At 39.4% G+C, this 12,953-nt stretch carries 11 protein-coding genes and 1 pseudogene; 6 read left to right on the top strand and 6 right to left on the bottom strand.

All coding sequences use genetic code 11. The annotated features are described in order from the left end of the window. Window positions 1-61 precede the first annotated feature (61 nt). From J7E67_RS17120 to J7E67_RS17105, 4 genes and pseudogenes are all read right to left on the bottom strand, one after another. On the bottom strand, window positions 62-295 hold the full coding sequence (locus J7E67_RS17120; RefSeq protein ID WP_308161430.1) for an FAD-dependent monooxygenase: 234 nt from the start codon (window positions 293-295) through the stop codon (window positions 62-64). 30 nt (window positions 296-325) lie between these two features. Next, window positions 326-838: a hypothetical protein gene (locus J7E67_RS17115; protein ID WP_214732488.1), complete on the bottom strand. Its 513-nt coding sequence runs from the start codon at window positions 836-838 to the stop codon at window positions 326-328. A gap of 226 nt (window positions 839-1,064) precedes the next feature. Then, window positions 1,065-1,932, bottom strand: a pseudogene (locus tag J7E67_RS17110) (DUF1002 domain-containing protein). A 740-nt stretch (window positions 1,933-2,672) separates the two neighbouring features. Further along, complete coding sequence (locus J7E67_RS17105; protein WP_214712363.1) at window positions 2,673-3,305, bottom strand: FMN-dependent NADH-azoreductase; 633 nt, start codon at window positions 3,303-3,305, stop codon at window positions 2,673-2,675. A gap of 389 nt (window positions 3,306-3,694) precedes the next feature. On the opposite strand from J7E67_RS17105, the gene tatA reads away from it, so the two are divergent. Together tatA and tatC are read left to right on the top strand one after the other, a co-directional pair. After that, a complete protein-coding gene (gene tatA, locus J7E67_RS17100) occupies window positions 3,695-3,892 on the top strand; it encodes a twin-arginine translocase TatA/TatE family subunit (protein ID WP_214712365.1) in 198 nt (65 codons plus the stop codon). 63 nt (window positions 3,893-3,955) lie between these two features. Then, window positions 3,956-4,678, top strand: coding sequence for a twin-arginine translocase subunit TatC (gene tatC / locus J7E67_RS17095; RefSeq protein WP_214732462.1), 723 nt, complete (start codon window positions 3,956-3,958; stop codon window positions 4,676-4,678). Between the two features lie 144 nt (window positions 4,679-4,822). Here the strand turns inward: tatC and J7E67_RS17090 are convergent, their stop codons facing one another. Continuing rightward, the gene (locus J7E67_RS17090; protein ID WP_214732461.1) at window positions 4,823-6,265 is read right to left on the bottom strand and encodes an alkaline phosphatase PhoX; all 1,443 of its coding nucleotides are present in this window, start codon (window positions 6,263-6,265) and stop codon (window positions 4,823-4,825) included. 327 nt (window positions 6,266-6,592) lie between these two features. Between J7E67_RS17090 and J7E67_RS17085 the strand changes: the two genes are divergently transcribed. Together J7E67_RS17085 and J7E67_RS17080 are read left to right on the top strand one after the other, a co-directional pair. Then, window positions 6,593-7,363, top strand: coding sequence for an IclR family transcriptional regulator (locus J7E67_RS17085; protein WP_214732460.1), 771 nt, complete (start codon window positions 6,593-6,595; stop codon window positions 7,361-7,363). Window positions 7,364-7,620: 257 nt separating this feature from the next. Continuing rightward, complete coding sequence (locus J7E67_RS17080) at window positions 7,621-8,970, top strand: MFS transporter (RefSeq protein ID WP_214732459.1); 1,350 nt, start codon at window positions 7,621-7,623, stop codon at window positions 8,968-8,970. A gap of 202 nt (window positions 8,971-9,172) precedes the next feature. On the opposite strand, the gene J7E67_RS17075 is transcribed toward J7E67_RS17080, so the two are convergent. Then, window positions 9,173-10,750, bottom strand: coding sequence for a peptidase G2 autoproteolytic cleavage domain-containing protein (locus J7E67_RS17075; RefSeq protein ID WP_214732458.1), 1,578 nt, complete (start codon window positions 10,748-10,750; stop codon window positions 9,173-9,175). 424 nt (window positions 10,751-11,174) lie between these two features. Between J7E67_RS17075 and J7E67_RS17070 the strand changes: the two genes are divergently transcribed. Both J7E67_RS17070 and J7E67_RS17065 read left to right on the top strand, forming a co-directional pair. After that, window positions 11,175-11,744 (top strand): cupin domain-containing protein, encoded by a 570-nt coding sequence (locus tag J7E67_RS17070; RefSeq protein ID WP_214732457.1) that lies wholly within the window; start codon window positions 11,175-11,177, stop codon window positions 11,742-11,744. Window positions 11,745-12,017: 273 nt separating this feature from the next. Continuing rightward, window positions 12,018-12,863, top strand: coding sequence for a hypothetical protein (locus J7E67_RS17065; RefSeq protein ID WP_214732456.1), 846 nt, complete (start codon window positions 12,018-12,020; stop codon window positions 12,861-12,863). Window positions 12,864-12,953 lie beyond the last annotated feature (90 nt).

Here is a 12,953-nt window from a genome sequence, read left to right as displayed (position 1 = left end):
TCAAATAAAAAGAGGCTAACTCTCCTAAAAACAAGGAGTAAGCCTCTTTCTTTTGTTCACTTTACCCAGCGCTTTTTTGTACTTTCGTTGCCCGTGGAATCCGTTCCTCTTGGTAAGCTAAGAATGCCTGCTCAAAGTTTTCCCCATGAAGCTTAAACATATCAGCTAAGTAGGAAGCATCTTCTAGTGCTTGGCAGCCTCCTTGGGCCAAGTATTGCAGAATAGGATGGGCCGCATCACCTAAAAGGGTGAAATTTCCTTTTGTCCAGTTTTCAATCGGCTCTCGGTCAAACATTGGCCAGCGAATTTGGTGTTGAATGAAGGATTAGATTCCGTGCCTGTCACGCCCCGGATTTTCTTGTAGATTAATTGAAGTAATTCCCTCTTCTTTGGCTAGTTTTAATCTACTAATAATAAACTCTCGAATTCTATCCGTTAATCCTGGATTTTTAATAAATTTTTGCATAACTAATCCTCCATTATTGTATTGCCTACCTCTAATGTTAGAAAATGTAGCAGTAAATTCCCTAATTTTTACTAGTTCAATATTACTTTCATCAACAGTATCCATTAAAAAACCAACCTGCCAAAAATACATATCGATTAGCTTCATTGGCGTATAGTGAGTCCCATCTTCACTAAATAATTGGTGGCATTTATCGAATTCATCTCGATAAAGATTGTAAAAGCCGACTATTTCTAGTAATGACGCTTCATTAAATTGCTGGTTAATCCCATGCAGCTTTAAGGCATCTTTTAAATATCGATCATAGGCCGGTACATTTCTATATACACCGAGTAATATTTTTGAGGCCAACATATCTGTCACACTTATCAATTTGTCCTCTCCATTAATTTGAGGAATGTTATTTATGTATGATTCAGTCGTTTCCTTGATCAGCGAGTCTAAGCTATCGGCACTACCCCTATTCATGCTTAATTGGAGTTCACGGTCATAGAAGTGATGGTATTTATTATTTTTAACAACATTTTCTTTTTTCCTTCATTTTTCCTTAAAATCAAAAAGTTTTATTTTGATAGTTTGCAATATTAACCTTTGTTCATTAAGCAAAGAGGACACGAGCCTCATCAAGTAAGCATTTTAAGAAATCTTGCAGCTTTTGTAAAAATGACTGACCCTCTTCAGATTGCAAATATGTCGAGATTTTTTCTGTCGTAACACTAAATTGTTCTTTTACTTGGTTCCAGTCAATATCCATAGCATTTAGTTTATTGAAGAAGTCTACTAACATATCTAACTCTGCATCTTTTAAAGTAATCCCAAGCTCCGTGGCAACTTGTTCAATTAATGCACGCAAGTCAGCTTCTGTTTTCGGTTCATTCTTGGCGATTTCATCCTTGACTTTTCCCATGAGAGCAGCAGCATTTTCCGCTCCAATGGAGTCACCGAGCTGTGCGGTTTTCACCATTTCTTCATTCGCCACTTTTTTGATTTCTTCAGGAATTTCTTCATTAGTTGTCGTTTCGTAAGCTTTCATAATTCCTGTCAGCAGCTGTACCTGTAACAGAAAACGGAGCGGTAATCTGAATTGTTGCATCCTTTACACCCGCCGTAAACAAGGCATTTGTATACATTTCATCCGTAACCCATGTAATATTGTTCGTTTGAACGTCTAACCCGGAATCTTTGGCACCGATTGTGATGCTCGCTGATGAAATAGCAATAGAACCAATTTGTGCCTTAGGAATAGACTCCCCTAAATAATCATGCTCTTCTTTATTGGATACGGTAATAATTTGTGCGTTTTCCGGTACCGCTAACTCTGCTAACATTTCATTTTTTTGCTGTTCGGTTAGGTTTTCTCCTAATGTAACAATGACATCTCCTTCTGCTACTTCTGCTAAGCTGATAGAAGGAACAGAGAAAAGCATCGGTATGGCAAGAAACATTGCCTGTAATTTTCGTTTCAAAAAAAGACCTCCTTTTATACATTAACCATTCATATAAGAATGGTTAATGTTTCGCCAATTATATTTAATATCAATAAAGAATACTTCCTGAAAAATTGGCTTTGAATTATCTTAACATAGAGGTTGGGATTTTCATTGAAAGAATGGGAAACTTTTATGTTAAAAATCTATTAAGATTCTTACATGGTAGATAATAATGTTACAACCTTTACAGTAAGCCTCAAAAAGCTTAATAAACATGACGTACGTATAACGAATATAATTTAATGGAGTAAAACATTGAAAGAAGTCTAAAAAGACGATGAAAAATTACCAAGACCACAACTATATGAGGGACAAATCAAAGAAATGGAACGATAGTAAAAAATTCCAATCGAATGATGAATTTATGTAAAAATACTGCAAATTAGGTAATCTTTAAAAGAACTTTAAGCATGAAAAAAAGGCTTCACAGGGAGCGAAACCTTTTTGTTACCAGAGTTCATGGTAATCTATTGTCTTGATGGAAATTAGATATTCTAACCTACTTTACTTTCTTCTATGGCATGTTGCCAACTTGGGTAGTAATACAAAGCAATCCGCATTAAATCAGGATAAAGTTGTTTTACCTCTTTTTTACGTAGAGAATTACCTTGGTTCTGTAACTTCTGGATCTGAGTAATGTAAAAAGCCCTGGGAGAGGCTATTCTAACCAGGGCATTTTGCACCTAAAAACACTATAATTAATAATCTATTTCTCCTTAGGCCGTCACAGCTGAAAAATTCTTTGCTACCTCTGCCACTTTTGCTAGACCTTCAGAAATAATAGTTTCAGCTTGTGCTGGCATCGCGTTATGACCTTCGATAATTACTTCATCAACGATTTCCATACCGAATACGCCGCCAAATACATTTTTTATATACGTTGCTGCCATTTCCATTGGTGCAGTTTCAGGCGTCGAGTAAATGCCTCCGCGAGCACTTAGGATAACGGCTTTTTTGTCAGTCATTAAGCTGATTAATTGACCAGTTTCACTGTATTTAAATGCGAAACCAGCTGCGTATACATAGTCGATAAACGTTTGTAATTTAGCAGGGATCGTTAAATTCCAAAGCGGGAAGGCAAATACCACTACGTCCGCGGCAGTTAAGGCATCCATTGCTTTTTGTTTAGCAGCTAAAATACGTTGTTCGACATCTGTCATCTCTTCGCCTGATTGTAATTTACCGAACGCGTTGAATAAATCTTGACCAAAGTAAGGCATATCTTCAGCAAAAACATCATAAGTCGTTACATTGACGCCTTCTAAGTTCTCCATGAAAGTTTCATACATTTTACTAGAAACAGCTTCAGAAGCTGGACGGTTGTTTGCTTTCACTACTAATACATTCATCTATTTAAACTCTCCTTAAAAATCGTATTTATTTTTATCTTGAATTCATAATATATTAAATACGAGTTTTTGGCAAACGAAAGGTACTGACAAGGGAGGGAAATTTCGCCATGTTTACTGTTTTTTGAAAAAAACTAACAGATTCATGGGTTGATTCATTAACATCGTTCCCGCTGACTCCGTTTTTCCTTGGTCACGGGCACGATTCGCTTCTTCCCCATCTCGAACATATTTACAGACGATTAATAGAATTAATCGTTTATTTACAATTCTTTACACTCACTTAATTAACATAGTGATGGTAGTAACCTATAATCATAGATGGAGATGAAAATCCACTACGTACTTTATTCTTAGGTATACAGCCATATAAGAGGAGGAAATTTTAAATGCTACAAAATATTGGGATTCCTGGTTTGATTCTTATTCTTGTAATCGCCTTAATCATTTTCGGCCCTTCAAAATTACCGGAGTTAGGTCGCGCGGTTGGCTCCACATTAAAGGAATTCAAAAAATCAACAAGAGATTTAGTTACCGATGAAGAGCCGGCAAAAGCACAGCTCAAAAAGGAGGAAAAAGCCATTTAATCCAAATCATTTTTTAGGAAGATGTAAGGAGGCTTGCATCTTCTTTTTCATAAGGAGGACCTGATGAAAAACCACGATATGGCCCTGATTGGTCATTTTGAAGAATTACGTAAACGTCTCATTTTCGTACTAGGAACTTTTATCCTGTTCTTCATTGTATCCTTTATCTATGTACAGGACATTTATCACTGGCTAGTGAAGGACTTAGAAGTGAAGCTGGCCATATTAGGACCGAGCGACATTTTATGGGTCTATATGATCCTATCAAGTGTCGTGGCCATTGCAGGAACCATCCCAATGGCCGCCTATCAAACTTGGCTGTTTGTCCGTCCCGCATTGAAAGAAACGGAACGTAAAGTAACGCTGGCTTATATTCCAGCACTATTCCTTCTATTTATTATCGGAATTTGCTTTGGTTATTTTGTCATTTTTCCAACGGTATTTCAATTCCTCCTCTCGATGTCAGAGGAAATGTTTATGACCTTTTTTACAACAGAAAAGTACTTTATGTTTTTAATTCATATGACGCTTCCATTTGGATTTTTATTTGAACTTCCAGTGATTATCATGTTCCTAACAAGTGTCGGAGTGCTGAACCCATATAGATTGCAAAAGATTCGAAAATACGCCTATTTTGTGCTAATTTTATTCGCAATCTTCATCACCCCGCCGGATTTTCTATCAGACATATTGGTAATCATCCCCCTGATTTTCCTATATGAATGCAGCGTTCTATTATCAAAGGTCGTGTATCGGCGAAAACTACAAATGAATCTAGCTGCGTAAATGATAAAGAAGTCTTAGTCTAAGTGCTAAGACTTCTTTTTTTATGAAATGGTCCATCAACGAGCCATCCAACATAAGTCAAAAAGAAAAGATGTAAACCAGACACAGGGCCGGTTTACATCTTTTTATAGATTCATATAAAGGTTAAATCTTCAGTCCGTGGCGCTCAAATGCTGCTGCTTCCAGAATCGACATTCCTTGACTCTCGGCAAACTGGGCAACCTTGTTAGAGACCTGTGGTGCAAAATTTTTCGAAGGAGCAGCGTAAGACATTTCCCTTGCACGGGCAGAGTTACTGCGTGCAAATGGACCCCAGATGGCAAAGGTTCTGCCTGGGCTTTGAATGTTAACAAAAAGCGTGTTTCCGTCAGGCGAGAAGGTAGGCCCTGTCATTTCAGATCCATTGAGACGATTGTGGGCAAAAGGATAGATTTTGCCTTCAGGTGTAATTCCCATAAGTCGATCGTCACCTGCTCCATCTTCCACGAACCAAAGGTCGCCCCATGGAGTCATAGCAATGTTATCCGGAGATTCCATGTCTTTTGCATCTGTTGCCTCATAGAAAAGCTCCAAGGTATTGGTGCCAGGAATGTAGCGGTAAATGCGTCCAAGATTTTTTTCGCCGGCAGAGCTGTCATCGAACCAAAAGACACCCGCTTGGAAGAACGCTCCCTCTAATTTTTTGAATTCAATACAGCCTTGTGCCTTGGCATCCTCGCGGCATAAATGAGGATCTAGTTCCTTCCAGACAATCTTAAAGGTTTGTCCTGTTTTAAATGTGCTTGCTGATGGGCCAGCTACCTCTTCAATCGCCGCCGCATAAAGCTTGCCGCCTTTTTGCAGGGCACCCGGCTGTTGGGTGGTATCATTTGGGATAAAACGATAGAAATAACTTGGAGTTGCATCCTCAGTCAAGTAAACATATCCTGTCGCCGGATCAATCGCACAGGCTTCGTGAGAAAAGCGTCCCATTTCCTTAATTGGAGTTCTGGACATTTCATTCTCAGGCTGCTGCGGGTCCACTTCGAATACATATCCGTGCGTCGCCGAACGTGTTTCTTCACAAGTCAGCCACGTACCCCAAGGTGTCGCTCCTCCTGCACAATTTCGAATGGTACCGGAAGAGGTTACATATTCTTTGATGACGTTTCGATTTGGGCTAATAACTAGTGCAGTTGTACCCCCTGCAGCTGCGGCATCATAAGGCTTGGTTCCAATCACCGGATTTGCTGCACCTGGACTCAATTCATGATTACGAACAAGAATGGTTGTATTGTTAGGTCCTTCAAAAGCTGCCATTCCATCAAAGGCTCCAGGGATTTTTCCGCCGTTTGTCAGCTGACCGCCCTCTTCGGAAATAATCTTATAATGAAATCCTTTTGGAAGATCTAGAACTCCATTCAGATCCTGAACCAAAGGACCATACCCACCAAAACCGCTGGTAGGATTATTCGCAGTATCCGCAAATGCTTTTGAACCGAGTGTTAACACTCCGGTTGATCCAAGCGTAATTGCAAGTGTGCTCATTCCTCCCGCTTTTAAGAAATCTCGTCGATTCATGCCATCTTTAGATACTTGATTTTCCATAATGTAAATATTCCTCCTCATAAATGCTTTTTCTATCTATTTATAGTTTAACTAGCATTCATTAAGGATTAATGGAAATTTTGTAGGGATTAGGTAAATAAGATTAAAGAAATGTAAACATACTCCGAAGAGGCTAAATGAATTGACTTTATAAATATGTGAAAACCTCCACTTCTTTTTTTAGTCTAAAGTCCCAAAAATTATGTAGTAAGTTCCCCTAATTATGTATTTCCTTACAACATATCATTGGTCATGAATAACTGTGGGATATGATTCACCGCTATGCTAATATAGGAAATAATAAAGAGGGTTTTAAGGAGGTTCACAATGGAAGTCACAAAAAAAGGAACGACCATTCAATCATTACAAATCGGAATGGGTATCCTAGATTTAATGGCCAAACAAGGAAGGCCATTAAAATTTACCGATATTCAAGATCTAACACAGATTACAAAAAGTAATCTTTATAAATACTTAAATACCTTTACACAATTAGGAATCCTTTATCGTGATAAATCTTCTGGATCCTATGTCCTGGGAAGTAAGTTAATTGAATACGGAATGGCCGCAGTCGATCACGAAAATGTTATCGATCGAATCACCCCTTACTTACAAGAGCTGAACGAAAAAAGTTCAAGCACTGTCCTTTATTCCAGTTGGACCCATAATGGTCCAATGATCGTTAAAGATATTAACACCAATCGAGGATATAATATTGGAGCTCAGATCGGAACCTTACTTCCCATTTATTCCTCAGCAGGGAAAGTATTTATGGCCTTCATGGATGAGCAAACGATTCGTGAGTGGAAAACGAGGGAATTGCTACAAAGTCCTCCAGAAAAGGTTAGCCAACTGGAAGTAGAACGCAGATTGATTCAGGAGAAAGAAATTTCTTTTGCAAGGGAGCCGCTGGTATCATCCGTGTCCTCTGTTTCGTTCCCAGTCTTTAACTTTAAAAAGAAACTCCTTGGAGCTGTAACAATCGTAGGTTTTTCCGAGTTAATCCCCAGTAATGAAGAAGAGGAACTAAGTCAATTTTTCATCCAAACCAGCAAAGAAATATCCCGTAGTTTCGGATTTTTATCAAATGAGGAATAAGAATAAATAGTAGAAGTCAAAAAACTAAAAGCGGGATAATCCCCGCTTTTTTTGTGTATTTACCATTAAAAAATGTCAAATTTACAAAAAACTTTAAATATTATAATTTTTATATTGAAAATATAGAAATTGCCCTTTATAATCTCTAATTAGATAACTATATTCACTATATCTATAATTAATATGGTGCTTACAAACTTAATCGTATTACCGTAAGCGTTCTCACTAAGTTTGAAATGAAAAAAGGGGGAGAAAATTTGGCAACAATTAATTCGACAGAGATTATTGCTAACAGTAAATTTAACCGTTTTCATCTAGGATTACTACTATGGAGCTTCTTCATCATATCGTTCGACGGGTATGATCTAGTCGTCTATGGAACCGTCGTCCCAACTTTAATAGAGAAATGGAACCTTTCCCCTGTTGAAGCAGGAGCCATCGGAACCTATGGATTATTTGGGATGATGTTCGGTGCCATCCTTTTCGGAACACTCGCAGACCGGATTGGAAGAAAAAACGTGATTGCAATTACCTTAGTGTTGTTTAGTTTCTTTACCTTCTTATGCGGCTTTGCAGAAACACCCACTGTTTTCTCAACCTTTCGCTTTTTAGCAGGATTAGGACTGGGAGGAATCATGCCAAATGTCATCGCATTATTGACAGATTATGCCCCTAAAACCATGAGAAGTATGATAGTTTCCATCGTATTATGCGGCTATTCGATTGGGGGAATCCTTGCTCCGTTATTAGGAATCTTTTTAATGCCTAAGTTCGGCTGGGAATCGATCTTTTGGTTTGCAGGTCTGCCTCTATTACTGGTGCCTTTTATGTATAAGCAACTACCTGAAACAGCAAGCTACCTGATACGGACAGGCAAAAAGGAAAAATTGATCTCTGCACTTACTAAGGTAAGCCCCGGATTAAAATTTAATAAACATGATGAAATCGTAGAAATAAAATTACAAGAAACAAAAGTTCCTATTATTGGATTATTTAAAGAAAAAAGAGCATTAAGTACAGTTATGTTTTGGATCGCCTTTTTTAGTTGTTTATTGATGGTTTACGGTTTAAATACTTGGCTTCCTAAGTTGATGATTGAAGCAGGATATGGACTTAATTCCAGCCTAACCTTCCTCATTACCCTTCAAGGTGGTGCCATTATCGGAACGCTGATCATTGGTCGACTTTGTGATAAATACGGCTCCAAAAAAATGCTCATTCCGATGTATGCATCAGGGGCAGTGGCGTTGACATTGCTCGGATTTGGCGGAAGTTCATTTTTGATCTATCTCTTAGTAGCCATTGCAGGTGCTGCGACCATCGGTGCCCAAAATATAGTCCAGGCCTATGTGTCACAATACTATCCTCCAAATATTAGATCGACAGCATTAGGAATGGCATCTGGCATCGGAAGACTTGGTGGTATGCTCGGACCACTTTTAGGCGGATTCCTGTTATCTGTTTCGTTACCGATTCACTTAAATTTCATTGCCTTTGCCATCCCTGGTTTAATAGCAGCAGCGGCCCTAGCTATCATACCTGTTAGACATGCGTTTTCTAATGAAAACGATACCAAAAATGAGTCGATTACAACCCATGTGAGTTAACATCAGGAGGCTCGGTTTTTCCTTTTAGAACATGTCTGGAGCCATATGATAAAGCCTTTCAATGCTTAATTAATCAATAAGATAATATGGTGATAAAAGAGATAAAATGAGGGTGACAATTAGGGTGATTGTCACCCTTATTTCACCCTCGCCTGCCTCTACTGCACACTTAGAGTGGCAGCTTTCATAAGATTTTTTAATATCATTTAGATTCAATTTCATCACCTATTTGTTTTGAGTTTAATAGTTTGTTCTTTTCAATCTGAAATTCCTCTTCAGTAAGGTAGCCCTGTTCTTTTAATTTTGCTAGATTAACTAGTTGATCAACTGTGTTGTTATTAGGATTTCGATAAAACTGAGGAAGAACAACCAAGACTTGATTTTGACTTATACGTTTCGTGACTCTATAGCCTTGGTCTGAGGAGGTTGCAATCCCTTCATTGTTTGGTTTACAATAACTATTTGCTTTGCATGTACCATCATCCCGAACTAGAAGTTGCCCCATTAGACCAACCGCAACCCATTCCGGTCTTTCGGAGCGTGGAATATATTCCTTAGTAGAGTCCCAATTAGGATTCAAGACCGGCCTGCGCTCTCTCCGTTGCGGCACGATGACATTACCGCCAGCGTCAAAAACCGCAGAAATTGGGATGTCTTCGTACAAAATTTCTCCCCATTCAGTAGTCAAGTACTTGTGCTTCCATCGCATCTCTCCGCTATTGGCCAAGAAAGCAGGCCTTGCACTTGTGATACCTAGTATATAATCATCTTGACCATTTGATATGCGCCGCACTTTATTCTCTTCTAACGTGACGAAGTAGCCGAAATCGATCGGATTACCATCTGTCGTTTCGAACATTTCCGCATAATCTGCTGCCGGGGTAGAGACGGCTCCGTCAATTTTGACGTTACCGTCGCTTAATATTTTAGCGGCCAAACCCGGAGTCGAAGCATCCGTACCATTAGCCAGGTACCACGAATACGGCAGTTCGTTTGCCGCACCGAATTTTCCCATGATATGAACGCCTTCCAAAAAGTTCGCATCCGTCGATTGCCCCTCCGTATGGGAGAAAAATCCGGAAGCCACCGTGTTCACTCCCTCCGCGTGCGAAGTGAAGCCGCTCGCAATGTTAAGAGCGCCTTCTGCATGAGAGTTTTGGCCGAGTGCCTGCGTCTGATTTCCTTGTGCATGGGAAAGATCCCCGGAAGCTACGGAGCGTTGCCCCTCTGCATGGGCAAAAATGCCGCTAGCCACTGTCAAGTTTCCTTCCGCGTGAGACGCCCTTCCGTTTGCTGCTGTCTGGTCGCCTTCTGCATGCGAAGATTCTCCTTGAGCTATCGTACTTTGTCCTTCCGCATGAGAAACGAGCCCGCTGGCGATAGTATTTTCGCCCTCGGCATGAGACGCAATGCCCGAGGCTGTCGTCGAGTTTCCTTCTGCATGGGCAGCTAAATTTCTAGCTGATGTGAACCGTCCCTCGCTGTGAGAGTCCTGAGCACTAGCGATTGTATGGTTTCCTTCGGCGTGAGCATGTGCTCCACCGGCCGTCGTGGCGTATCCTTCTGCATGGGAAGCCACTCCACTGGCTGTGGTAGAGGTCCCTTCGGCGTGTGCTGTATCAGCTGTCGTTTCGGTAATATAACCTTCTGTGTGGGAAGCATTTCCTACAGCTCTTGTATTGATTCCTTCTGCATGGGAGGCTGACCCATTGGCGATTGTGCCAATTCCTTCTGCTTCCGAACAAGTTCCTATAGGATTTTGATTACATCCATTGGACATGGTTATTCCACTCCTTTTATAAAATTTATTGAGATATCATTAAGAGTTCTTTCTTTCAAAACAAAACAATTTATTAAATAATGATATTTCATTACTACCCTAGCTAGTAAATATCATGGAAGTGTCTATAATCCAAGACAGAACGAAAGAGTAATAAAAAATGTAACATTATGATGGTCATATCCTAGGGGCTTATCATAGATTTTTTTCCTGGAAGATAGAAAGACACTCTTATTATTATGTTATGTTCTATAGGAACATTGGTATGGACAAACTAGAAAGAGAAAAAAGCTTGTGCTGTCATTATCGTTGAACGTCAATCCGGTATCAATGGAAACACGCATTTCTGGATACATGCATATATATATTTGTGGGCTTAACGATTGAACTCATAATTATCTAATTAAGGAGCGTGAGTATCCCGATGTATACCGCCAGTGATATATTAAGCTCCTCTTCACTAAATTTATCCTTTGACTTAAGAAGTGCTCCTTACTCCCAGAAAAACAGTCAAAACTTTATTCTTCAGCAAACCGCTAAACAGTTGCCTGTCATGCAAAACTTAAGCGTCTTTGACGTTAATTTGAGTAGAGGACATAGCGTAGAGGCTCATTGGCACCCCAACGCGAATGAACTCGTCTATATGATACAAGGTGAAGCTGTCGTTTCTACTTTCAATCAATTTACCCAGCAAATACTCAGTTACCGTGTTAAACCACCTCAAACGGTGTATATCCCGATGGGGTGGTGGCATTGGGCAATTGCGGAAACGGATCATACCCACTTGCTGGCTATTTTCGACAATAATTCCATGCAGACTGTATATGGGTCCGACATCTTGAGAAAGACACCTCCTGAGGTGTTCCAGGCAATTTATGGCGTGAATGCTGCCCAGTTAGCTAAAGTGCTCAAGCCTATCGATCAAACTGTTATCATTGGTCCACCTAGTTCAAGTGATATACGATGGCGTATTGGAGAGAGAGGCAATTATTGAATTTTGCTAATTAAAAAGAAAAACGTAATTCTTAATCGTTCGTGCGCTAACATAACAAAAGAAAAGACCATTCCTTTCCTATTCGCGGAATGGCCTTTTAACTTGCCATTACAGACAGCGAGGAATAGGTATATACAAATCGCCAAATATGCTATGTATTAACCGCTGTGCTCATTGGAAATATTAATTAATATGGCTATAAAACTGGGGAAGTTCATGAATGTTGTATTTCCTTTCACAGTAGGTACAGCGAATTACAGGAGGGGACAACCTATGCCAAATATATTCTGGTACTACGGGTTGATTGCCATCGGGGCGGTCATTACCGTCTATACAGTGTATAAAAAGAGAAGTGTAGCTGATATGTTTTCATATTTTGTTTTCGCAACTGGCTGGTCATGGATAGGTGAAGCTGTTGTACTCTTTGTACTAAATGCTTACGCATACAAACCCGGACTTTATACAGATCCTTTTGCCGAAAATATCATAGGGCATATAATTGCCAATTCAGCATTATGGTCTTCAACAGCAATTTGTGTCATGTATTTTCAGCTCTCATATCGCTGGATTGGATTCATATCAATCGTTTTCATGCTGATAGAGGTTGTGTTTCTTAAAGCCGGTGTCTACACTCACCATTGGTGGCACACATATATGACCGGTATTGCAGCATTTATTTTTATGGCTGCCATGAAAAAGTGGTATTCCATAGTAAATGGAAAAGGACATAAGTCCCCGCGAATCATAACTTTCTGGACGATCGCATGGATCATTTTGCAAACTCCAACAAGCGTACTTATGCTTTTTGGAAAACAGTTTTTTCACGTAAATTGGGTTGAAAACATTTATCGGGACAGCACTTTATTTAGTGGTTTTTTGTATCATGTATGTATGGCTGTAATTGTTATATTTTGTATTTACATACCAAAAAAAAGATATTGGAAAGTGGTTCCTTTTTTTATCCTGCTATTAGGCGATGTTATCCTTATGAACATAAAAATATTAGTTTTTCATGACGATTGGAAATTGAGTTACTTGATCTGCATCCGCGCAGCAAGTTTACTATTTATTATACTGATTGAAAAATTCACGTTGAGACGGGTTAAGGTTAGTCGATAAACAAAACCGCCGTTTAAAGCCCCTTAAACACGTGCGGTGAACCGTATCATAAGTAAATAAGGTTTTTTCCTTTGACCGAGTAGTTGACTT

The sequence above is a fragment of the Bacillus sp. ISL-46 genome (genome assembly GCF_018613205.1).
The sequence above is the reverse complement of the archived record's forward strand: the minus strand, read 5'-3'. Positions and strand labels throughout refer to the sequence as shown.